Source organism: Escherichia sp. UTM R2 (assembly GCF_048593455.1).
Classification (GTDB): Bacteria; Pseudomonadota; Gammaproteobacteria; order Enterobacterales; family Enterobacteriaceae; genus Escherichia; species Escherichia coli.
Genome location: NZ_JBFWDY010000002.1, coordinates 969,596 through 991,581 on the forward strand (window position 1 = coordinate 969,596; position 21,986 = coordinate 991,581).

At 50.6% G+C, this 21,986-nt stretch carries 18 protein-coding genes and 1 CRISPR repeat array; of the genes, 10 read left to right on the forward strand and 8 right to left on the reverse strand.

What is annotated here, in order from left to right:
- The first annotated feature begins 4 nt into the window (after positions 1-4).
- Positions 5-1,303 carry a phosphopyruvate hydratase gene (gene eno, locus AB4H76_RS05500; RefSeq protein WP_000036723.1) on the forward strand — a complete coding sequence of 433 codons (1,299 nt, stop codon included), beginning with the start codon at positions 5-7 and terminating at the stop codon, positions 1,301-1,303.
- A 59-nt stretch (positions 1,304-1,362) separates the two neighbouring features.
- On the opposite strand, the gene AB4H76_RS05505 is transcribed toward eno, so the two are convergent.
- Complete coding sequence (locus AB4H76_RS05505) at positions 1,363-2,235, reverse strand: TPM domain-containing protein (protein WP_001720463.1); 873 nt, start codon at positions 2,233-2,235, stop codon at positions 1,363-1,365.
- 13 nt (positions 2,236-2,248) lie between these two features.
- Complete coding sequence (yqcG, locus tag AB4H76_RS05510; protein WP_001288228.1) at positions 2,249-2,389, reverse strand: cell envelope stress response protein YqcG; 141 nt, start codon at positions 2,387-2,389, stop codon at positions 2,249-2,251.
- A gap of 138 nt (positions 2,390-2,527) precedes the next feature.
- On the opposite strand from yqcG, the gene queE reads away from it, so the two are divergent.
- Positions 2,528-3,199, forward strand: a complete 672-nt coding sequence (gene queE / locus AB4H76_RS05515) for a 7-carboxy-7-deazaguanine synthase QueE (RefSeq protein WP_001199973.1) — start codon at positions 2,528-2,530, stop codon at positions 3,197-3,199.
- 339 nt (positions 3,200-3,538) lie between these two features.
- A CRISPR array of direct repeats spans positions 3,539-5,398; the repeat unit is 29 nt; unit sequence GTGTTCCCCGCGCCAGCGGGGATAAACCG.
- A 638-nt stretch (positions 5,399-6,036) separates the two neighbouring features.
- On the opposite strand, the gene AB4H76_RS05520 is transcribed toward queE, so the two are convergent.
- Both AB4H76_RS05520 and AB4H76_RS05525 read right to left on the reverse strand, forming a co-directional pair.
- Positions 6,037-7,515, reverse strand: coding sequence for an FGGY-family carbohydrate kinase (locus AB4H76_RS05520; protein ID WP_000039688.1), 1,479 nt, complete (start codon positions 7,513-7,515; stop codon positions 6,037-6,039).
- Positions 7,516-7,541: 26 nt separating this feature from the next.
- Complete coding sequence (locus AB4H76_RS05525) at positions 7,542-8,819, reverse strand: MFS transporter (protein ID WP_001164544.1); 1,278 nt, start codon at positions 8,817-8,819, stop codon at positions 7,542-7,544.
- A gap of 318 nt (positions 8,820-9,137) precedes the next feature.
- Between AB4H76_RS05525 and AB4H76_RS05530 the strand changes: the two genes are divergently transcribed.
- From AB4H76_RS05530 to AB4H76_RS05550, 5 genes are all read left to right on the forward strand, one after another.
- Complete coding sequence (locus AB4H76_RS05530) at positions 9,138-9,923, forward strand: SDR family oxidoreductase (RefSeq protein WP_000021321.1); 786 nt, start codon at positions 9,138-9,140, stop codon at positions 9,921-9,923.
- Between the two features lie 69 nt (positions 9,924-9,992).
- Positions 9,993-11,447 (forward strand): FAD-binding oxidoreductase, encoded by a 1,455-nt coding sequence (locus AB4H76_RS05535; RefSeq protein WP_000059307.1) that lies wholly within the window; start codon positions 9,993-9,995, stop codon positions 11,445-11,447.
- 21 nt (positions 11,448-11,468) lie between these two features.
- Positions 11,469-12,878 (forward strand): MFS transporter, encoded by a 1,410-nt coding sequence (locus AB4H76_RS05540; RefSeq protein ID WP_000147666.1) that lies wholly within the window; start codon positions 11,469-11,471, stop codon positions 12,876-12,878.
- Positions 12,856-13,635, forward strand: a complete 780-nt coding sequence (locus AB4H76_RS05545) for an electron transfer flavoprotein subunit beta/FixA family protein (protein ID WP_001299652.1) — start codon at positions 12,856-12,858, stop codon at positions 13,633-13,635. Before AB4H76_RS05540 ends, AB4H76_RS05545 begins: the two co-directional genes overlap by 23 nt.
- Positions 13,632-14,492, forward strand: coding sequence for an electron transfer flavoprotein subunit alpha/FixB family protein (locus tag AB4H76_RS05550; RefSeq protein WP_077492180.1), 861 nt, complete (start codon positions 13,632-13,634; stop codon positions 14,490-14,492). The genes AB4H76_RS05545 and AB4H76_RS05550 overlap by 4 nt, the downstream gene beginning before the upstream one ends.
- Before the next feature lie 147 nt (positions 14,493-14,639).
- Here AB4H76_RS05550 and AB4H76_RS05555 read toward each other — a convergent pair whose 3' ends face one another.
- The 4 genes from AB4H76_RS05555 to queD all read right to left on the reverse strand — a co-directional run bounded on the left by AB4H76_RS05555 (position 14,640) and on the right by queD (position 17,194).
- The gene (locus AB4H76_RS05555; protein WP_001130266.1) at positions 14,640-15,215 is read right to left on the reverse strand and encodes a glycerol-3-phosphate responsive antiterminator; all 576 of its coding nucleotides are present in this window, start codon (positions 15,213-15,215) and stop codon (positions 14,640-14,642) included.
- A 16-nt stretch (positions 15,216-15,231) separates the two neighbouring features.
- Positions 15,232-15,492: a ferredoxin family protein gene (locus tag AB4H76_RS05560; RefSeq protein WP_000109526.1), complete on the reverse strand. Its 261-nt coding sequence runs from the start codon at positions 15,490-15,492 to the stop codon at positions 15,232-15,234.
- Entirely contained in the window at positions 15,483-16,754 is a 1,272-nt protein-coding gene (locus tag AB4H76_RS05565; RefSeq protein ID WP_085452711.1) for an FAD-dependent oxidoreductase, read from the reverse strand. The genes AB4H76_RS05560 and AB4H76_RS05565 overlap by 10 nt, the downstream gene beginning before the upstream one ends.
- Before the next feature lie 77 nt (positions 16,755-16,831).
- The gene (queD, locus tag AB4H76_RS05570) at positions 16,832-17,194 is read right to left on the reverse strand and encodes a 6-carboxytetrahydropterin synthase QueD (protein ID WP_000108294.1); all 363 of its coding nucleotides are present in this window, start codon (positions 17,192-17,194) and stop codon (positions 16,832-16,834) included.
- A gap of 318 nt (positions 17,195-17,512) precedes the next feature.
- Here queD and cysJ point away from each other — a divergent pair, with 318 nt between their 5' ends.
- The 3 genes from cysJ to cysH all read left to right on the forward strand — a co-directional run bounded on the left by cysJ (position 17,513) and on the right by cysH (position 21,833).
- Positions 17,513-19,312: an NADPH-dependent assimilatory sulfite reductase flavoprotein subunit gene (gene cysJ / locus AB4H76_RS05575; RefSeq protein WP_000211897.1), complete on the forward strand. Its 1,800-nt coding sequence runs from the start codon at positions 17,513-17,515 to the stop codon at positions 19,310-19,312.
- Positions 19,312-21,024: an assimilatory sulfite reductase (NADPH) hemoprotein subunit gene (gene cysI / locus AB4H76_RS05580; RefSeq protein WP_001290706.1), complete on the forward strand. Its 1,713-nt coding sequence runs from the start codon at positions 19,312-19,314 to the stop codon at positions 21,022-21,024. Before cysJ ends, cysI begins: the two co-directional genes overlap by 1 nt.
- Positions 21,025-21,098: 74 nt before the next feature.
- Positions 21,099-21,833 (forward strand): phosphoadenosine phosphosulfate reductase, encoded by a 735-nt coding sequence (cysH, locus tag AB4H76_RS05585; RefSeq protein WP_000039850.1) that lies wholly within the window; start codon positions 21,099-21,101, stop codon positions 21,831-21,833.
- Positions 21,834-21,986: the final 153 nt, after the last annotated feature.

A 21,986-nucleotide genomic window follows, 5' to 3' on the forward strand; every position in this document is an offset into this window, starting at 1 on the left:
CCTAATGTCCAAAATCGTAAAAATCATCGGTCGTGAAATCATCGACTCCCGTGGTAACCCGACTGTTGAAGCCGAAGTACATCTGGAGGGTGGTTTCGTCGGTATGGCAGCTGCTCCGTCAGGTGCTTCTACTGGTTCCCGTGAAGCTCTGGAACTGCGCGATGGCGACAAATCCCGTTTCCTGGGTAAAGGCGTAACCAAAGCTGTTGCTGCGGTAAACGGCCCGATCGCTCAGGCGCTGATTGGCAAAGATGCTAAAGATCAGGCTGGCATTGACAAGATCATGATCGACCTGGACGGCACCGAAAACAAATCCAAATTCGGCGCGAACGCAATCCTGGCTGTATCTCTGGCTAACGCCAAAGCTGCTGCAGCTGCTAAAGGTATGCCGCTGTACGAGCACATCGCTGAACTGAACGGTACTCCGGGCAAATACTCTATGCCGGTTCCGATGATGAACATCATCAACGGTGGTGAGCACGCTGACAACAACGTTGATATCCAGGAATTCATGATTCAGCCGGTTGGCGCGAAAACTGTGAAAGAAGCCATCCGCATGGGTTCTGAAGTTTTCCATCACCTGGCAAAAGTTCTGAAAGCGAAAGGCATGAACACTGCTGTTGGTGACGAAGGTGGCTATGCGCCGAACCTGGGTTCCAACGCTGAAGCTCTGGCTGTTATCGCTGAAGCTGTTAAAGCTGCTGGTTATGAACTGGGCAAAGACATCACTTTGGCGATGGACTGCGCAGCTTCTGAATTCTACAAAGATGGTAAATACGTTCTGGCTGGCGAAGGCAACAAAGCGTTCACCTCTGAAGAATTCACTCACTTCCTGGAAGAACTGACCAAACAGTACCCGATCGTTTCTATCGAAGACGGTCTGGACGAATCTGACTGGGACGGTTTCGCATACCAGACCAAAGTTCTGGGCGACAAAATCCAGCTGGTTGGTGACGACCTGTTCGTAACCAACACCAAGATCCTGAAAGAAGGTATCGAAAAAGGTATCGCTAACTCCATCCTGATCAAATTCAACCAGATCGGTTCTCTGACCGAAACTCTGGCTGCAATCAAGATGGCGAAAGATGCTGGCTACACTGCAGTTATCTCTCACCGTTCTGGCGAAACTGAAGACGCTACCATCGCTGACCTGGCTGTTGGTACTGCTGCAGGCCAGATCAAAACTGGTTCTATGAGCCGTTCTGACCGTGTTGCTAAATACAACCAGCTGATTCGTATCGAAGAAGCTCTGGGCGAAAAAGCACCGTACAACGGTCGTAAAGAGATCAAAGGCCAGGCATAAGACTGACTTTATCTGATTTAAAAATGCCAGCCTCCGGGCTGGCATTTTTTATGGTTGAGTTACCAGCGGCCGGATGCGCCGCCACCTCCAGAAGAACCGCCCCCGCCGCTAAATCCGCCGCTATCTGAGCCTCCAGCGGAACCGCTGTTGTCTGAATGATAACTTCTACCAGATGCTCTTTTCTGAAGTACACATAAACAGGTAAAGACCATAAATATGGTGAAAGTAAAAAAGAAGGAAAATACAGCAATGGAAAAAATTTTATCGGAGAACAGGAATAAATCTAAAAGATAGATTGCTGAAATACAGACTCCACTTTTACATGCGCGACAAAAATTACTGCCTTGATGAAAAAACCAGAAAGGGAAGAACATCACTGCAAATACCCAAAAAATAGCAAAGTAATAATGATCACTGGAAGACGCTGATTCACTTTCTGAAGGATTAGTCGGATATTGGTGTTGTGAAGTGAGTTGGTTATTCAAAGCGTTTATAGCTAGCTCTAATCCCTTAGCTAATTTTTGTTGTTTAAATGCGGGTATCATGTTGCTACGGATGATATCTCCAGCCAGAGCATCGGTTACCTTTTCTTCCAGCCCATAACCTACCTGGATGCGGACAGTGCGATCCGACCAGGCAACAACGATCAGTATCCCATCATTACGTTTGGCATCTCCTAAACGCCAATTGTCAAAAACTCTTGTAGCATATTGTTCAATTGTCTCGTCTTTGGTTGTGGGAACAATTAATACGGTAATTTGCACTTGGGTATTATTGAAAATAGATTCTAACTTGTGCGTCAGTTCTTTCTTTTCTTGTGAGTTTAAGCTACTCGTAAGATCCGTAACTTGTTGCTGTAATTGTGGGACAATAGTTGGTTGGGCTGCAACAAAGGAACATACGAAAGTGAACATTAGTATGAAATAGCGCATTATAAATTTCTCATTAAATCTGGATAAATAAATTGACGGCGGCATCGGTAATTTTATATTCGTTATCATTAAAAACTAATACAGAAAAAATAAATATAATTTTGGTGAATGTTTTGACATGATTAAATCCATTTTCTTTATTTTCTTCTGACATAATACGTTACTCCCTTTAATTATTAACGATATGTTTCGCATTTTTCTTTAAACCTGCCTGTAACAGAATGTTAATAAGACATGATTGTTGTGGCAGGATCTGCAATAATTAACAATTATCCACTTCACAGAGAATGCTATGCAGTACCCGATTAACGAGATGTTCCAGACCCTGCAAGGTGAGGGTTACTTTACCGGCGTTCCCGCCATTTTTATTCGTTTACAGGGATGCCCGGTTGGCTGTGCCTGGTGCGACACCAAACACACCTGGGAAAAGCTTGAGGATCGGGAAGTCTCCCTTTTCAGCATTCTGGCGAAGACCAAAGAGAGTGATAAGTGGGGGGCTGCGAGCAGTGAAGATTTGCTGGCTGTCATTGGTCGCCAGGGATACACCGCGCGGCATGTGGTGATTACGGGTGGTGAGCCTTGCATTCATGATTTGCTGCCACTGACTGATCTGCTCGAAAAGAACGGTTTTAGCTGCCAGATCGAAACCAGTGGTACTCATGAGGTACGCTGCACACCGAATACCTGGGTTACCGTATCGCCAAAGCTGAACATGCGCGGCGGCTATGAAGTGTTGTCACAGGCACTGGAGCGAGCCAACGAAATCAAGCATCCAGTGGGGCGCGTACGCGATATTGAAGCACTGGATGAACTACTGGCAACGCTGACCGATGATAAACCGCGAGTCATTGCACTGCAGCCGATTAGCCAAAAGGATGATGCCACACGTTTGTGCATTGAAACCTGCATTGCGCGTAATTGGCGTTTGTCGATGCAAACACATAAATATCTAAATATTGCCTGATTAAACATTTATAAGCGTTATAAATGGGTGGAACCTGTAAAGACTTCTACTCATTTATATTGTTTGTCGCCTCTGAAAACTCCTCCATTTTACCCATCCAGGGCTAATCATTAGCATTCTCTACAAATTCTGTGGCATTAATTTTTCGCTGGAGTGAAAATTATTGCGGTAAAGTTTGGTAGATTTTAGTTTGTATAGAGTTATTTTAAATATTTACCTTTTTAATCAATGGATTAAGTGCTCTTTAACATAATGGATGTGTTGTTTGTGTGATACTATAAAGTTGGTAGATTGTGACTGGCTTAAAAAATCATTAATTAATAATAGGTTATGTTTAGAGTGTTCCCCGCGCCAGCGGGGATAAACCGAGCACAAATATCATCGCTCAAACCACTTACGGGTGTTCCCCGCGCCAGCGGGGATAAACCGCCTCGCTGTAAATTCCAAAAACGATCTCTATAGTGTTCCCCGCGCCAGCGGGGATAAACCGAAAATAAATGATAATCAGACGGTTAGCAACGTGTGTTCCCCGCGCCAGCGGGGATAAACCGACAGTACCGGAGTTTGACGGTGCCAACGGCGGGTGTTCCCCGCGCCAGCGGGGATAAACCGTTCGTTTTTCGCAGCATTAACTTTTTGCCGCGGTGTTCCCCGCGCCAGCGGGGATAAACCGTATTCGTAGGGTTTGCGCCGGAAATAGGCGCTGTGTTCCCCGCGCCAGCGGGGATAAACCTTGATCCGCGACCGCCAGATGGCGCAGCCTGTCGTGTTCCCCGCGCCAGCGGGGATAAACCGGTGCGCCAGCTATAAAAAACTCACCATCAACAGTGTTCCCCGCGCCAGCGGGGATAAACCGCGCCACCAGCGATAGAGCCGCAAACAGAGCCGGTGTTCCCCGCGCCAGCGGGGATAAACCGATCCCCTGCGTCCTCTTTTGAATAATCGCGGCGTGTTCCCCGCGCCAGCGGGGATAAACCCAGGTCCTCGTCAGATACAGTAGTCACAACACCGTGTTCCCCGCGCCAGCGGGGATAAACCGCACTGACAGTGAAGCTGAATTACAGGCAGAGGGTGTTCCCCGCGCCAGCGGGGATAAACCGTGGCTGTGGCTTTGTTTTTTGCTCTGATATATGTGTTCCCCGCGCCAGCGGGGATAAACCGGCGTCCGTCAAAGAGGAAGCCAAAGCCATGCAGTGTTCCCCGCGCCAGCGGGGATAAACCGGCGACCACGCAGAGCGGCGACAACCTGACGTTGTGTTCCCCGCGCCAGCGGGGATAAACCGCTATAGCAGCACTCCACCAGCTCGAGCAGCAGGTGTTCCCCGCGCCAGCGGGGATAAACCGCAAAAAAATAATATCCGGCAGTCTGTACGGTAGTGTTCCCCGCGCCAGCGGGGATAAACCGTGGCAGGCCGGTAATATGAAAACGACAGAGCAGTGTTCCCCGCGCCAGCGGGGATAAACCGTCGGTTTGCGCGTATTGTTGTTCGGGGTCTATGTGTTCCCCGCGCCAGCGGGGATAAACCGTAGGTAAATCACAGCTATTTGATAAGGGCGTGTGTGTTCCCCGCGCCAGCGGGGATAAACCGCAGTTGAAGCGCTTTAAAAAATTCTGGACGGCGTGTTCCCCGCGCCAGCGGGGATAAACCGAGATCGACATGAGCCGCCGCGCGACGAATAACGTGTTCCCCGCGCCAGCGGGGATAAACCGTACCGATAATCGGTACAAGATAGTATTTACATGTGTTCCCCGCGCCAGCGGGGATAAACCGGACTATCGCGGGCTGCTGAAATCAACCGGCGAGTGTTCCCCGCGCCAGCGGGGATAAACCGAGTCGAAATGAGGCGCGTGTTCTGGAGGATATGTGTTCCCCGCGCCAGCGGGGATAAACCTGTGTTTGCGGCATTAACGCTCACCAGCATTTCGTGTTCCCCGCGCCAGCGGGGATAAACCGACGTGGTCATGGGTGCTGCTGTTGCAGAGCCAGTGTTCCCCGCGCCAGCGGGGATAAACCGAGCAGATACACGGCTTTGTATTCCGTGCGCCCGTGTTCCCCGCGCCAGCGGGGATAAACCGAATAGCAATAGTCCATAGATTTGCGAAAACAGGTGTTCCCCGCGCCAGCGGGGATAAACCGGAGCCTGACGAGACTACTGAGGCCGTTCTGTCGAGTTCCCCGCGCCAGCGGGGATAAACCACCATATAACCCGTTATCTCTTTCTCAAGTTTTTATATTAGCAGTACTTGTAATAAGCAACATATCCACGTAACACCTCATGTTCAAAATAGTTCTCCATGCCAGAGAGGTTCACAATTATCGATACAAAAAATTAAATTTAATCAAAGTGTTATTTGTATGATTCTTAAATCGTTAAGAAATTTTAATCTATTATTTTTTTAATATTGAATTAATGCCTGTTAATTTTTTCTTTAGAATAACAGTATATTTTTTAAGCTTGTTATTCATTGGTTAAGTAATAAATCTGGAAGTTTGTCTTTGTTTTGAGGCTAATGAGTGGTTTTACATAACCGCCTCTATACGCTGTTGATGAATAGTTCTTATGAATAAAGATATCCAGTTCATACTTTAAGTGAAAATTGATAAAGTGCGATTCGTATTGTCTTTTATTCTAAAGACATCGAGTGTAGTTAATATTCCTTGTAAAAACAGGGATAAACCGAACTAGTTAAAGTTTTTATTATGTTCCCTGCATCAGCGGGGATAAACCGGACTTGTTATCATTTTTTAAGTTGTCGAACTTATGTTCCCCGCGTCAGCGGGGATAACCATTCAGGTATGTTCAGGCCGGGCAGTTTCCCGCCCGGCCTTCCTCACTTACGCATTCGACCAGCTCTGGATCGAATCCACATTCCCCAATTCCCCATGCATCACTTCATACGATTTTTTCAGGATCACATCAGTATGTTTGGTTAGGTCTTTGAAAATGCCTTTATTCATCGCGTCGTAGCGTTTGGCATTGCTCTCAATCGGTATAAAGATATCTTTCACGCGAACCATGTTATCGACAGCCGTTGCGTAATCCGGGTATAGCCCCAGACCTACCGCTGTATTAATCGCTGCCCCCAGGCTTGCACAACCGTTAATGGCGTTACGTCGTGCCGGAAGGTTGAACACGTCGGCAAAAATCTGCATAAACAGATCGCTGTTCGAACCGCCGCCAGTAATGATCACATGCTTCGCAAAGTGATTCATTTCATTACACATATTGTCGTAATTGTTCTTCAGCGTCAGCGCCACGCTTTCCAGTATCGAACGATATATCCATGCGTAATCCATGCTGGAATCAAAGCCGATCATAATCCCGCGTTTGTACGGTTCCCACGGATTGGTCAGCCAGTCCAGCACCGTCATCAGACCATTACAGCCTGGCGGCACACAAGAAGCTTTTTTGTTGAGTAAATCTTCCGGTGAAAGATCCTGCGCCCTGGCATCCTGAATTAACGACTCGCCTAGCATGTCGCGCAGCCAGCTCACCGTCCACATGCCTTTGCGAATACCGTAACCTTCATACAGCAATGTTTGCGGAATAGAAGACATAATCGGCCAGTACGCTACTGGATCTTTCGGCAGTGCTTTGCCGTTCATCATCAATGCGATGTAAGTGCCAAGAGAAATTACCGCCGTTTCATCATCCAGTAATCCGGCCCCCAGAGCTTCTACCGGTTTATCACTGGTGGTACAAACAACCGGCAGTCCTGCCGGGAAATGTGTCGCCAGTGCGGCTTGTGGTGTGATATGTCCGAGGACGGTGCCAGGCATTTGCACATCAAACAGCATATGACGGGGGATATTAAACTTATCCATTACCGCAGCATCTTCGCTCCATGCCCAGCTCTTATAATCCACCGGCCACTGACCAAAATAGTTGGCGATATTGTCTTTAAACTCGCCGGTTAAGCGATGCGTCAGATAACCCGAAAAAGAGGTGACATATGCCACGTCAGGGTTAGTGTGTTCGTAAGGGCGTGTAACGCGTGCATCCTGCCAGCTAATCAACGGCGCAGCAGGCGTGCCATCGGCTTTCAATAACGCACGGCAGCAACGGATGGATCCCAGACCAATACCGACAATATCTTCTTTATTCCCGGCAAACTGACTCATCAAATCGTGACCGGCAAAACATAATGATGCCCATAAATCGTCGTCAGGATGTTCTGCAGTATCGGCATCTGGCGTGTGCATCGGCTGTAATAAGCCTTTGCCTTCGCAAACCACGTTACCTTCCAGATCGTACATCACCACTTTTGTGCTCTGACTTCCGCCATCAATCCCTATGATGTATTTTTTCGACATGATTTTTCTCCTGTAATTTTCCTGGCTTACTTGCTGCTAGCCATTGCGGGGGCGCTATCAGCAGTACGAATTTTTTGGAACAGCAAAAAGGTAAAGACAATCACCATGCCAAGCGCCGCCATGCCCATCAGCCACATATTGCGGTAGGCTTCTGCAGCGGGCAGGGTGTCTTGCCAGTGGCCGATAATTGGGTAAACGAAGACATCCGGCAGGAATCCAATCACCGAACAAATACCTACCGTGGTGCCCATAATGTAAGACGGTGTTCTCGCTTCGCCAGGGCAGGCCCAGTACAGCCCGCGTGAGGCGTAACAGGTGAATCCCAGCAGTAAAATCAGGCCAATCCCCATCGCGACCGATTGCGGGTTAGAGTTCGTGACGAGCAGGGCAGTTAACGTCAGCAGGCCGAGTACGGAAAGGATTTGGATCACGCGGGTAGGGGATTTCACTTTGCTGTAGGTGGTGATTATGCCGCCAAGTGGGCCGCACAGCGCGCGGAATATTTTGTTGATCACAATCCCCATGTAGCTCGCCGCCACCAGCGACATGCCATACATTTCGGTCAGATAGTTGGTGGAGTAACTCAGAATGGCGTAGATGGTGAAGACGCCAAAAATCACCATGCTGCAATACCAGGTGGTGCTGATACGCAAAACGGCCAGGATGTCGCTAAGCTGGAATGACTGTTTTTCTTCGTTATTGGCACTGCGCAGGTTGTTGTTATCGCTAACAAAAAACCAGCACAGAATCCCCAACAAGATGTAAACCACACTATAGATGATAATGACCGTTTTCAGGCTGGTGCTGTCATCCGGTGCAAAGCGAGAAAAGACCCACATGGTAAACACCGCCAGCGACATTACACCGACGCCGCGCAGCCCTTCCATCCAGCCCATAATTTTCCCTTGCTCGCTATGATCGCCAAGCAACGATGCAGCTTTAATCGACACCGACCACAGCATTAAAATCGTCGTTATCGCAAAGGCGATCTGAATACAGAGCATTACCCACAGCGGTGGATACGTTGCCATTAACAGACCCAGTAATCCGGTAATGATCATCGCGGAAGTAATCATTTTGCGGTGTGAAAATTTATCGGCAATAACGCCGCTGGGGGCATAAAGAATAATGGCCGCAATACCAAAGGTACTCATTATTAAACCTATCTCGGTATTGCTGAATCCCATAAATTTCGCCATGGGAATTTGATAAATATAACGTAAATAAGCCAGGTCGAAACTAACGCCGCCGCTAAAACTAATTATCGCGAGGGTTATCCAACGGCGATATGAGTTGTGTTGCATATCGTATTCCCATTTGTAATAGACAAAAAAAAGAGAAAAGTAAGCCGCCCTTTCAGGTGGATTACTTTTCTCAGGTCTCTAGTAATTGAAATAATAAATAACATGGAAAGCAGAGGTGTTGTGTGAGAGTAATCACGCTTCTGCTTTTTAAAATTATTTGACAATACGAATATCACACTGTGATTACGATCACATTAGCAGTTATGCCCTTATGCTAAAAATTATCTCCAGTTACCAGAGATAATGAGAAAGGTAACTTCCCTCTCGCGGGGGAAGTTACCTTTCTTTTTTTTTGCCTTACGGAAATTGGAGCTAACTATGTCAATCGAATCTCTCAATGCGTTCTCAATGGATTTTTTCTCCCTGAAAGGTAAAACCGCAATTGTTACCGGTGGGAATAGCGGTTTAGGCCAGGCATTTGCCATGGCGTTGGCCAAAGCTGGCGCAAATATCTTTATTCCTAGTTTCGTCAAAGATAACGGCGAAACAAAGGAAATGATTGAAAAACAGGGTGTTGAGGTGGACTTTATGCAGGTGGATATCACCGCAGAAGGCGCGCCGCAGAAGATTATCGCTGCTTGCTGTGAGCGTTTCGGTACAGTTGATATTCTGGTTAACAATGCCGGTATTTGTAAGCTGAATAAGGTGCTGGACTTCGGTCGTGCCGACTGGGATCCGATGATTGATGTGAACCTGACCGCCGCATTCGAGTTAAGCTATGAAGCTGCAAAAATTATGATCCCGCAGAAAAGCGGCAAAATTATTAATATCTGTTCATTGTTCTCTTACTTAGGTGGACAATGGTCACCTGCATATTCTGCCACTAAACATGCTCTTGCCGGGTTCACCAAAGCTTATTGTGATGAACTAGGTCAATATAATATTCAGGTAAATGGTATCGCCCCTGGCTATTATGCAACAGATATTACGCTGGCGACACGCAGTAATCCAGAAACCAATCAGCGCGTTCTTGATCATATTCCGGCAAACCGTTGGGGCGATACTCAGGATTTAATGGGCGCAGCCGTATTCCTCGCAAGTCCGGCATCGAATTATGTCAACGGGCATTTATTAGTGGTTGATGGCGGTTATTTAGTGCGCTAACCCATAACGGTGGTTTCTGTTTTCTCTTATTAATGATTATTCCATTTTTATTATCAGGAAGGAATTACTATGTCTTTATCTCGCGCAGCGATTGTCGACCAGCTAAAGGAAATTGTTGGTGCAGATCGCGTAATTACCGATGAAACAGTATTAAAGAAAAACAGTATTGACCGTTTTCGTAAATTTCCGGATATTCATGGCATTTATACTTTGCCGATTCCGGCAGCGGTCGTAAAACTCGGTTCCACAGAGCAAGTATCCCGTGTGCTGAATTTTATGAATGCGCACAAAATTAACGGTGTGCCGCGTACCGGTGCTTCCGCCACCGAAGGTGGGCTGGAAACTGTTGTAGAAAACTCGGTGGTGCTCGACGGCTCCGCCATGAATCAAATCATTAATATTGATATTGAGAATATGCAGGCGACGGCGCAATGTGGTGTTCCGCTGGAAGTGCTGGAAAACGCGTTGCGTGAAAAAGGTTACACCACGGGGCATTCTCCGCAGTCAAAGCCGCTGGCGCAGATGGGCGGCCTGGTAGCAACCCGAAGTATCGGGCAGTTCTCCACACTCTACGGCGCAATCGAAGATATGGTCGTTGGTCTGGAAGCAGTATTGGCTGATGGCACCGTCACACGCATTAAAAACGTGCCACGCCGCGCGGCTGGCCCGGACATTCGTCACATCATCATCGGCAACGAAGGTGCATTGTGCTATATCACTGAAGTAACAGTGAAAATCTTTAAATTCACCCCGGAAAACAACCTCTTCTACGGCTATATCCTGGAAGACATGAAAACCGGCTTCAACATCCTGCGTGAAATCATGGTGGAAGGGTATCGTCCGTCAATCGCTCGTTTGTATGACGCTGAAGATGGCACCCAACACTTCACCCATTTTGCCGACGGAAAATGCGTGCTGATCTTTATGGCTGAAGGTAACCCTCGCATTGCGAAGGTGACGGGCGAAGGGATTGCGGAAATCGTTGCCCGCTACCCGCAATGCCAGCGCGTGGACAGCAAGCTGATCGAAACCTGGTTTAACAACCTGAACTGGGGACCGGATAAAGTGGCTGCCGAACGTGTGCAGATCCTCAAAACCGGCAACATGGGCTTTACCACCGAAGTATCCGGCTGCTGGAGCTGCATCCACGAAATCTACGAAAGCGTTATTAACCGTATTCGTACTGAGTTCCCGCACGCCGACGACATCACCATGCTGGGCGGTCATTCCTCTCATAGCTATCAGAACGGCACCAACATGTACTTCGTCTACGATTACAACGTCGTTGACTGTAAGCCGGAAGAGGAAATCGACAAGTACCACAATCCGCTCAACAAGATCATCTGTGAAGAAACCATTCGCCTCGGCGGTTCGATGGTGCACCACCACGGTATCGGTAAACATCGCGTTCACTGGAGCAAACTGGAACACGGCAGCGCGTGGGCGTTGCTGGAAGGGCTGAAAAAGCAGTTCGATCCTAATGGCATTATGAATACGGGTACTATCTATCCGATTGAAAAATAATGTGTCAGGCAGCGTTCCGCGATGACGGGGCGTTGCCTTTTCGGCTTCTCAGGCGAGAAGCCGTTCTTATTACCGGACAATGAAGGGGTAAAGATGAACACTTCACCGGTGCGAATGGATGATTTACCGCTTAACCGTTTTCACTGCCGCATTGCTGCGCTCACTTTCGGCGCACACCTGACCGACGGTTATGTTCTCGGCGTCATTGGTTACGCCATTATTCAGCTTACGCCCGCCATGCAACTGACGCCGTTTATGGCGGGAATGATCGGCGGCTCGGCGCTCCTTGGTTTGTTCCTTGGCAGCCTGGTTCTTGGGTGGATCTCCGACCATATTGGTCGGCAAAAAATCTTCACCTTCAGCTTTTTGCTGATTACGCTTGCTTCGTTTTTACAATTTTTTGCCACCACGCCAGAGCATCTTATTGGACTGCGCATTTTGATTGGCATTGGTCTGGGAGGCGATTATTCAGTAGGTCACACCTTGCTGGCTGAATTTTCCCCGCGCCGCCATCGCGGTATTTTGCTGGGCGCATTCAGCGTGGTGTGGACCGTAGGCTATGTGCTGGCAAGTATTGCCGGACATCACTTTATTTCCGAAAACCCGGAGGCCTGGCGCTGGCTACTGGCATCGGCAGCTCTGCCCGCGTTGTTGATTACGTTATTACGCTGGGGAACGCCAGAATCACCACGCTGGCTACTGCGCCAGGGGCGTTTTGCAGAAGCTCACGCTATCGTGCATCGCTATTTTGGTCCCCATGTTTTACTGGGCGATGAAGTGGTAACGGCGACCCATAAACACATCAAAACCTTGTTCTCTTCGCGTTACTGGCGGCGCACGGCGTTTAACAGCGTCTTCTTTGTCTGCCTCGTAATCCCATGGTTTGTGATTTATACCTGGCTGCCAACTATCGCCCAGACTATTGGTCTGGAAGATGCGCTGACTGCCAGCCTGATGCTTAATGCGTTGTTAATTGTGGGCGCGCTGCTGGGATTAGTTCTGACGCACCTGCTGGCACATCGCAAATTTTTGCTGGGAAGTTTTTTGCTGCTGGCGGCAACGCTGGTAGTCATGGCCTGTTTGCCTTCCGGCAGTTCATTAACGCTGCTGCTTTTTGTTCTCTTCAGCACCACCATTTCGGCAGTCAGTAATCTGGTGGGCATTTTGCCTGCGGAAAGTTTTCCTACTGACATTCGCTCGCTGGGCGTCGGTTTTGCCACTGCCATGAGTCGACTTGGCGCGGCGGTAAGTACTGGCCTGCTGCCGTGGGTGCTGGCGCAGTGGGGAATGCAAGTCACCTTATTGCTCCTGGCGACAGTGTTGTTGGTTGGTTTTGTTGTGACCTGGCTATGGGCACCAGAAACTAAAGCCCTCCCGCTGGTGGCGGCGGGAAATGTAGGAGGTGCGAATGAACATTCTGTTAGCGTTTAAAGCCGAACCGGATGCCGGAATGCTGGCGGAAAAAGAGTGGCAGGCGGCGGCTCAGGGTAAAAGCGGACCGGATATTTCGCTACTGCGAAGTTTACTCGGTGCTGATGAACAGGCCGCTGCCGCGCTGCTGTTGGCGCAGAGAAAAAACGGTACGCCGATGTCTTTAACCGCGTTGAGCATGGGGGATGAACGGGCATTGCACTGGCTGCGCTATCTCATGGCTCTTGGGTTTGAGGAAGCTGTATTGCTGGAGACGGCGGCAGATCTGCGCTTTGCGCCGGAATTTGTCGCTCGCCATATTGCCGAATGGCAGCATCAGAATCCGCTGGATCTGATAATTACCGGCTGCCAAAGCAGCGAAGGGCAGAATGGGCAAACGCCATTTTTGCTGGCGGAAATGCTGGGCTGGCCCTGCTTCACCCAGGTGGAGCGTTTCACTCTCGACGCGCTGTTTATCACCCTCGAACAGCGTACTGAACATGGGTTGCGTTGTTGCCGGGTTCGCTTGCCTGCGGTGATTGCCGTGCGTCAGTGCGGTGAAGTGGCCTTGCCAGTACCGGGAATGCGCCAGCGAATGGCTGCGGGGAAAGCAGAAATTATCCGTAAAACTGTTGCTGCCGAAATGCCAGCGATGCAGTGTCTGCAACTGGCAAGAGCAGAGCAACGACGCGGAGCGACGCTGATTGATGGGCAAACGGTAGCAGAAAAAGCTCAAAAGCTATGGCAGGACTATTTACGCCAAAGGATGCAGCCATGAATATCGCAATTGTGACAATAAATCAGGAGAATGCCGCAATAGCAAGCTGGCTGGCGGCGCAGGATTTCAGCGGTTGTACCCTGGCGCACTGGCAGATTGAACCTCAGCCTGTAGTGGCGGAACAGGTGCTGGATGCGTTGGTGGAACAGTGGCAGCGAACGCCTGCGGACGTTGTTCTCTTTCCGCCGGGAACGTTTGGCGATGAACTGTCGACCCGGCTGGCCTGGCATTTACATGGTGCAAGCATCTGCCAGGTGACTTCGTTAGATATTCCAACCGTAAGCGTGCGCAAATCCCACTGGGGAAATGCGCTAACGGCGACGCTGCAAACAGAAAAACGCCCGCTATGCCTTTCCCTGGCGCGTCAGGCGGGAGCAGCGAAAAACGCCACGTTGCCCTCTGGAATGCAACAACTGAACATTGTCCCGGGTGCGCTTCCGGACTGGCTGGTTAGCACAGAGGATCTGAAAAATGTTACCCGCGACCCATTAGCTGAGGCCAGACGGGTGCTGGTGGTGGGGCAGGGCGGAGAGGCAGATAACCAGGAAATCGCTATGCTGGCAGAAAAGCTGGGAGCCGAAGTGGGCTACAGTCGGGCGCGAGTGATGAACGGTGGCGTTGATGCTGAAAAAGTGATTGGTATTTCCGGACATCTGCTGGCACCTGAGGTGTGTATTGTTGTTGGCGCTTCTGGCGCAGCAGCGTTAATGGCGGGCGTACGCAATAGCAAGTTTGTGGTGGCGATTAATCATGACGCCAGCGCTGCGGTATTTTCACAGGCAGATGTTGGCGTGGTTGATGACTGGAAAGTGGTGCTGGAGGCACTGGTGACAAACATTCACGCAGATTGCCAATAACGTGTTGCCGGATGATCCTGCCTACGGTTCTGGCCTGGGGACTTGTAGGCCTGATAAGACGCGTCAAGCGTCGCATCAGGCGCTGAATGTCGGATGTGGCGTGCGGCCTACAAATCAAACCAAATTCAATTGGTTACGATTATCCCGTCAAAGTAATTTTTTCGCTAACGTCCAGACCCCGGTATTCGTGGTGGAAAGCGCCACGACACCCGCGTTAATCGCATTACGCGCATCTTCTTCATCGCACACCAGCCCACCGGCAATCAGCGGTTGGCGGATTTTCTCTGTCACCCAGCCCAGCACTTTGGGCATACAGCCTGGCAGGATCTCAATACAATCCGGATTCGATTGCGCAACTTGCTTATCAATGTTGTGAAACGAAATTGAATCAACAATAAACAGGCGATGAATACAGAAAAAACCTTCCGCTCTTGCCGCTTTCAACATTGAGGCTTTGGTACTGATAATGCCGTCCGCCTCGGTCACCAGTTTCAAAAACTGAATAACGACTTCTTTATTTGACGCGCCTTCCAGCAAATCAACATGAATAAAAGCATATTTCCCGGCGTTCTTAATCTTTTTAACGATATTACTGATGGTGCAGATATTGCCGTACAACACGGAAATAAATTGGCATTCAGAATCGATTGCCAGTTGCAGGCTGGCATTATCTTTAACGGCAGCAATCACCGGATTCTGGCGGAGCAGGTGTAAGAGGGGCATAAATTATCCTTATTATTTATCCAAAGCGGTAGGTGATGCCGAATCCGGAAGGCGGATAGCGCCACTGTTGTAGTGTTGATTCGTCGCACAGCAAACGGCAGGTGCCACACTCCAGGCAACTGCGATAGTCAATACGTAAGTCACCTTCCGGTGTGAGCGAAAAAAGACCTGCCGGACAGGCGTTAATCAACCGTTCTGCCGTCTGGCGCTCAACGGAGTCAGCCGGAACAATGTGCGGCGCATCAGCAACGCGCCAGAGATTACGGGCTACAGACATCGCAGACTCCTGATAACATCGCCCGCCAGATGCCACAGGCCGTGACGACGTAAATGATGCCAGAATAACTGGCGCAGCGGTGGAACAGGTTTATCACCCTGATCCCATAAATCGCGGGAAATATCTTGCATTAACGCAGGCCACGTACGGTACCATCCCGGGCGTTGCAAAAGCGCCGGAACATGCTGATAACGCTGTAGAACATCCCACAGCAGGCTGCGCTCTACGTTGTGATGATAAAGCGGAAACAGATTTTGCGGCTCGCGGTGCTGGTAGGCGCTTATCAGCGTTTGTGCCGCCGCCTGCGCGCCAGTCAGCGCCATATCCATGCCGCGCACGGAAATTCCGGTATTGACGCAACTGCGCAACGCATCGCCCACCAGCAGCCAGCCGTTACCGGCGTATTGCACCGGCATACTGTGCAAGCCACCTTCTGGCACCAGATGCGCACCATACTCCAGTGATTCCGTGTTTTTGATAAGCGGGCGCACTGCCGGATGCGCTTTAAAGCGAGTCAGCAGCTCGCTTGCCGGAACACGGCTTTGCGTAAGGGAAGAGAGCGGGCAAACAATCCCTAACGAGAGCGTTTGTTGATTAGTATAAAGAAATGCGCCGCCGGGTAAGTCATCACAGATCCTGCCGCTGAACAGCAACGCTGCGCCTTCGTTATTCTCCAGATGAAAACGTTCTTCAATAGCGGATGGTTCCAGCGACAGCACTTCTTTGATCCCCAACGCCATCGCTTCACCAGCAGGACGAGTCACTAACCCGTGACGCTCAGCCAGGACGCTGTTGGCACCTTCTGCCAGCACCACATAACGGGCACGGAGAATATCGTCACCACAAATGACACCACACACCCTGCCGTTTTCTTCATACAGTGCATCCACCGTCGCTCCGGGGATGCATTCGACACCTTCTTCTTCGGCTTCGGCAACCAGCCACGGATCGAACCGTGCACGTAATACACTCCAGGATTCACCGCCGGGCTGTAAGCTGGAAAACGTCGTTGCGCCATCCGGCGTTAACAGGGAAAGGCTTTCGTGAGTGATGCGTCGTTCAAGAGGCGCGGTCAGATGAAATTGCGGGAGGAGTTCCGCGAGTGCATGGGTATATAACCGCCCGCCGGAAAGATTTTTGCTGCCGGGGATTTCAGCGCGTTCCAGTAACAAAACGGATAAACCCGCTCGCGCGCAGCGTAACGCGCAAGCGGTGCCTGCAATACCGGCACCAATAATAATAATGTCGCAGTCGTCTTCCATGTCATGCCCCAGATATCCAGAACACAACACCCTAACATAGCGTTACTTAAGGGAAATTGACCGCCGACACACTCTTATCATTCGCCGCGATAGATACAACCTGCGGTGCAGGTTTCTTTTACCATCACCGCACTTAACAGCGGCACAACGGGTTTAACCTGATCCCAAATCCATTTTGCTAAAACCTCGCTGGTTGGGTTTTCCAGACCTGGAATATCATTGAGATAATGGTGATCGAGGCGCTCGTAGGTTGGTTTAAACGCCGCTTTTAGTTCAGCGAAATCGATAATCCAGCCCGTATGCGGATCGACTTCCCCGGTAATTTCCAGTCGCACCATAAAGGAATGCCCGTGCAGGCGACCACATTTATGCCCTTCCGGGACGTGTGGTAAGCGGTGAGCGGCTTCGAAGGTGAAATCTTTAAATAACGTGGTGGACATCATAATTTCTCTACAGGACGATAAAACCGCCGTAGAGTACCGGAAAGGCTGTTTTTTCGCATTATCTAAAACGACTTTGTTGCGCAAAATCGCTGATTTATCTTAATGATTGGCTAAATTCATTTGTTTTTCATTAGGTTGGTTAATCTATTTTGTTGTTAAAGACTATTGCTAAAACAGGTTAGTCGATTTGGTTATTAGTTATCGCTATCCCGTCTTTAATCCACACCGTTTGCCCCGTTAACCTTACCTTCTCTTCTGTTTTATGGGCGCTGACAGGGCGCAGAAACAGCTTTGCTTACTGGAACATAACGACGCATGACGACACAGGTCCCACCTTCCGCGTTGCTTCCGTTGAACCCGGAGCAACTGGCACGCCTTCAGGCGGCCACGACCGATTTAACTCCCACCCAGCTTGCCTGGGTTTCTGGCTATTTCTGGGGCGTACTCAATCAGCAGCCTGCTGCGCTTGCAGCGACGCCAGCGCCAGCCGCAGAAATGCCGGGTATAACTATTATCTCCGCCTCGCAAACCGGCAATGCGCGCCGGGTTGCTGAAGCATTACGTGATGATTTATTAGCAGCAAAACTGAACGTTAAGCTGGTGAACGCGGGCGACTATAAATTCAAACAAATCGCCAGCGAAAAACTGCTCATCGTAGTGACGTCAACGCAAGGGGAAGGGGAACCGCCGGAAGAAGCCGTCGCGCTGCATAAGTTCCTGTTCTCCAAAAAAGCGCCAAAGCTGGAAAACACCGCGTTTGCCGTGTTTAGCCTCGGCGATAGCTCTTATGAATTTTTCTGCCAGTCCGGGAAAGATTTCGACAGCAAGCTGGCGGAACTGGGTGGTGAACGCCTGCTCGACCGTGTCGATGCCGATGTTGAATACCAGGCTGCTGCCAGCGAGTGGCGCGCCCGCGTGGTTGATGCGCTTAAATCGCGTGCGCCTGTCGCGGCACCTTCGCAATCCGTCGCTACTGGCGCGGTAAATGAAATCCACTCCAGCCCGTACAGCAAAGACGCTCCGCTGGTGGCGAGCCTTTCGGTTAACCAGAAAATTACCGGACGTAACTCTGAAAAAGACGTTCGCCATATCGAAATTGACTTAGGTGACTCGGGCCTGCGTTACCAGCCGGGTGACGCGCTGGGCGTCTGGTATCAGAACGATCCGGCACTGGTGAAAGAACTTGTCGAACTGCTGTGGCTGAAAGGCGATGAACCTGTCACCGTCGAGGGCAAAACGTTGCCTCTGAACGAAGCGCTACAGTGGCACTTCGAACTGACCGTCAACACCGCCAACATTGTTGAGAATTACGCCACGCTTACCCGCAGCGAAACACTGCTGCCACTGGTGGGCGATAAAGCGAAGTTACAGCATTACGCCGCGACCACGCCGATTGTCGACATGGTGCGTTTCTCTCCGGCGCAACTGGATGCCGAAGCGCTGATTAATCTGCTGCGTCCGCTGACCCCGCGCCTGTATTCCATCGCCTCCTCGCAGGCGGAAGTCGAGAACGAAGTACACGTCACCGTTGGTGTGGTGCGTTACGACGTGGAAGGCCGCGCTCGTGCCGGTGGTGCCTCCAGCTTCCTCGCGGATCGTGTGGAAGAAGAGGGCGAAGTCCGCGTATTTATCGAACATAACGATAACTTCCGCCTGCCCGCTAACCCGGAAACCCCGGTGATTATGATTGGCCCAGGCACCGGCATCGCGCCGTTCCGCGCCTTTATGCAGCAACGTGCTGCCGATGAAGCACCGGGTAAAAACTGGCTGTTCTTTGGCAACCCGCATTTTACGGAAGATTTTCTCTACCAGGTGGAGTGGCAGCGCTACGTCAAAGATGGCGTGCTGACACGTATCGATCTTGCCTGGTCGCGCGATCAAAAAGAAAAAGTTTACGTACAAGACAAACTGCGCGAACAGGGCGCGGAGCTGTGGCGCTGGATCAATGATGGTGCCCACATTTATGTCTGCGGCGACGCTAATCGCATGGCGAAAGACGTTGAGCAGGCACTTCTGGAAGTGATTGCCGAATTTGGTGGCATGGACACCGAAGCGGCGGATGAATTTTTAAGTGAGCTGCGCGTAGAGCGCCGTTATCAGCGAGATGTCTACTAATGAGCGAAAAACATCCAGGGCCTTTAGTGGTCGAAGGAAAACTGACAGACGCCGAGCGCATGAAGCTTGAAAGCAACTACCTGCGCGGCACCATTGCGGAAGATTTAAACGACGGCCTGACCGGCGGCTTTAAGGGCGATAACTTCCTGCTGATCCGCTTCCACGGCATGTATCAGCAGGATGACCGCGACATCCGCGCCGAACGTGCTGAACAGAAGCTGGAGCCGCGCCACGCGATGCTGCTTCGCTGTCGTCTGCCGGGTGGGGTGATTACCACTAAACAGTGGCAGGCGATCGACAAATTTGCCGGTGAAAACACCATCTATGGCAGCATTCGCCTGACCAACCGCCAGACGTTTCAGTTCCACGGCATTCTGAAAAAGAACGTCAAACCGGTGCACCAGATGCTGCACTCGGTTGGTCTTGATGCGCTGGCGACCGCTAACGACATGAACCGTAACGTACTCTGCACCTCGAACCCTTACGAGTCGCAGCTACACGCGGAAGCGTATGAATGGGCGAAGAAAATCTCTGAACATCTGCTGCCGCGTACCCGCGCGTATGCGGAGATCTGGCTCGATCAGGAAAAAGTCGCCACCACCGATGAAGAACCGATCCTCGGTCAGACTTATTTGCCGCGTAAATTCAAAACCACGGTAGTGATCCCGCCGCAGAACGATATCGATCTGCATGCCAACGACATGAACTTCGTGGCAATCGCCGAAAACGGCAAGCTGGTAGGCTTTAACCTGCTGGTGGGCGGCGGGCTTTCCATCGAACACGGTAATAAGAAAACCTACGCCCGCACGGCGAGCGAGTTTGGTTATCTGCCGCTGGAGCATACCCTGGCGGTGGCGGAAGCCGTCGTGACGACTCAGCGCGATTGGGGTAACCGTACCGATCGTAAAAATGCCAAAACCAAATACACGCTGGAGCGCGTGGGTGTTGAGACATTTAAAGCGGAAGTGGAGCGTCGCGCGGGGATCAAATTTGAACCGATCCGTCCATATGAGTTCACCGGACGAGGCGATCGTATTGGCTGGGTTAAGGGCATTGATGATAACTGGCACCTGACGCTGTTTATCGAAAATGGTCGCATCCTTGATTATCCGGGGCGTCCGCTGAAAACCGGCCTGCTGGAGATCGCGAAGATCCACAAAGGCGATTTCCGCATTACGGCGAACCAGAATCTGATCATCGCCGGTGTACCGGAAAGCGAGAAAGCGAAGATCGAGAAGATCGCCAAAGAGAGCGGGTTAATGAATGCCGTCACGCCGCAGCGTGAAAACTCGATGGCCTGCGTGTCATTCCCGACTTGCCCGCTGGCGATGGCGGAAGCAGAGCGTTTCCTGCCGTCTTTTATCGACAACATCGATAATTTAATGGCGAAACATGGTGTCAGCGATGAGCATATCGTGATGCGTGTAACAGGCTGCCCGAACGGTTGTGGTCGCGCGATGCTGGCGGAAGTGGGCCTGGTGGGTAAAGCGCCGGGTCGCTACAACCTGCATCTTGGCGGCAACCGCATTGGGACACGTATCCCACGGATGTATAAAGAAAACATCACCGAGCCGGAAATCCTGGCGTCGCTTGATGAACTGATAGGGCGCTGGGCGAAAGAGCGCGAAGCGGGTGAAGGCTTCGGCGACTTTACGGTGCGTGCGGGCATCATTCGCCCGGTGCTCGATCCGGCGCGCGATTTGTGGGATTAACCATCAGTCCGGTCTTGTAGGCCTGATAAGAACGCGTGAGCGTCGCATCAGGCAAGGCAAACAGTGAGGAATCTATGTCCAAACTCGATCTAAACGCCCTGAACGAACTGCCGAAGGTAGATCGCATTCTGGCGCTGGCGGAAACTAACGCCGAACTGGAAAAACTGGACGCTGAAGGCCGCGTAGCCTGGGCGCTGGATAATCTGCCCGGTGAATATGTACTTTCTTCCAGCTTTGGCATTCAGGCGGCGGTGAGCCTGCATCTGGTGAATCAAATTCGCCCGGATATTCCGGTGATCCTCACCGATACGGGTTACTTGTTCCCGGAAACCTACCGCTTTATTGACGAGTTAACGGACAAACTCAAGCTCAACCTGAAAGTGTACCGTGCTACCGAAAGCGCAGCCTGGCAGGAAGCACGCTACGGAAAACTGTGGGAGCAGGGCGTTGAAGGCATTGAAAAGTACAATGACATCAACAAAGTCGAACCGATGAACCGGGCTCTGAAAGAACTGAATGCGCAAACCTGGTTTGCTGGCCTGCGCCGTGAACAATCCGGCAGTCGCGCCAATTTACCGGTGCTGGCAATTCAGCGTGGCGTATTTAAAGTGCTGCCGATTATCGACTGGGATAACCGAACTATTTATCAGTACCTGCAAAAACATGGCCTGAAATATCACCCATTATGGGATGAAGGATATTTATCGGTGGGCGATACCCATACAACCCGTAAATGGGAACCCGGCATGGCGGAAGAAGAAACGCGTTTCTTTGGCTTAAAAAGGGAATGTGGGTTACACGAAGGGTAAATATTGCCGGATAAATTAAACGCCTTTGTCAGAAATGATGGGGGCGTTTTTATTTTGCGAGCAGCATTCCGGCATTTAAAGGTGAACATCGCAGGGAAAATTAACAGGTATAGAATGGCGTTGGGTGCTTGAGGCTGTCTAGCGTTAAGCATT

Bases quoted from the DNA above. Each gene is read 5' to 3' on its own strand.
- eno (WP_000036723.1), top strand. From the start codon at position 5: ATGTCCAAAATCGTAAAAATCATCGGTCGTGAAATCATCGACTCCCGT.
- AB4H76_RS05505 (WP_001720463.1), bottom strand. From the start codon at position 2,235: ATGCGCTATTTCATACTAATGTTCACTTTCGTATGTTCCTTTGTTGCA.
- yqcG (WP_001288228.1), bottom strand. From the start codon at position 2,389: ATGTCAGAAGAAAATAAAGAAAATGGATTTAATCATGTCAAAACATTC.
- queE (WP_001199973.1), top strand. From the start codon at position 2,528: ATGCAGTACCCGATTAACGAGATGTTCCAGACCCTGCAAGGTGAGGGT.
- AB4H76_RS05520 (WP_000039688.1), bottom strand. From the start codon at position 7,515: ATGTCGAAAAAATACATCATAGGGATTGATGGCGGAAGTCAGAGCACA.
- AB4H76_RS05525 (WP_001164544.1), bottom strand. From the start codon at position 8,819: ATGCAACACAACTCATATCGCCGTTGGATAACCCTCGCGATAATTAGT.
- AB4H76_RS05530 (WP_000021321.1), top strand. From the start codon at position 9,138: ATGTCAATCGAATCTCTCAATGCGTTCTCAATGGATTTTTTCTCCCTG.
- AB4H76_RS05535 (WP_000059307.1), top strand. From the start codon at position 9,993: ATGTCTTTATCTCGCGCAGCGATTGTCGACCAGCTAAAGGAAATTGTT.
- AB4H76_RS05540 (WP_000147666.1), top strand. From the start codon at position 11,469: ATGACGGGGCGTTGCCTTTTCGGCTTCTCAGGCGAGAAGCCGTTCTTA.
- AB4H76_RS05545 (WP_001299652.1), top strand. From the start codon at position 12,856: ATGAACATTCTGTTAGCGTTTAAAGCCGAACCGGATGCCGGAATGCTG.
- AB4H76_RS05550 (WP_077492180.1), top strand. From the start codon at position 13,632: ATGAATATCGCAATTGTGACAATAAATCAGGAGAATGCCGCAATAGCA.
- AB4H76_RS05555 (WP_001130266.1), bottom strand. From the start codon at position 15,215: ATGCCCCTCTTACACCTGCTCCGCCAGAATCCGGTGATTGCTGCCGTT.
- AB4H76_RS05560 (WP_000109526.1), bottom strand. From the start codon at position 15,492: ATGTCTGTAGCCCGTAATCTCTGGCGCGTTGCTGATGCGCCGCACATT.
- AB4H76_RS05565 (WP_085452711.1), bottom strand. From the start codon at position 16,754: ATGGAAGACGACTGCGACATTATTATTATTGGTGCCGGTATTGCAGGC.
- queD (WP_000108294.1), bottom strand. From the start codon at position 17,194: ATGTCCACCACGTTATTTAAAGATTTCACCTTCGAAGCCGCTCACCGC.
- cysJ (WP_000211897.1), top strand. From the start codon at position 17,513: ATGACGACACAGGTCCCACCTTCCGCGTTGCTTCCGTTGAACCCGGAG.
- cysI (WP_001290706.1), top strand. From the start codon at position 19,312: ATGAGCGAAAAACATCCAGGGCCTTTAGTGGTCGAAGGAAAACTGACA.
- cysH (WP_000039850.1), top strand. From the start codon at position 21,099: ATGTCCAAACTCGATCTAAACGCCCTGAACGAACTGCCGAAGGTAGAT.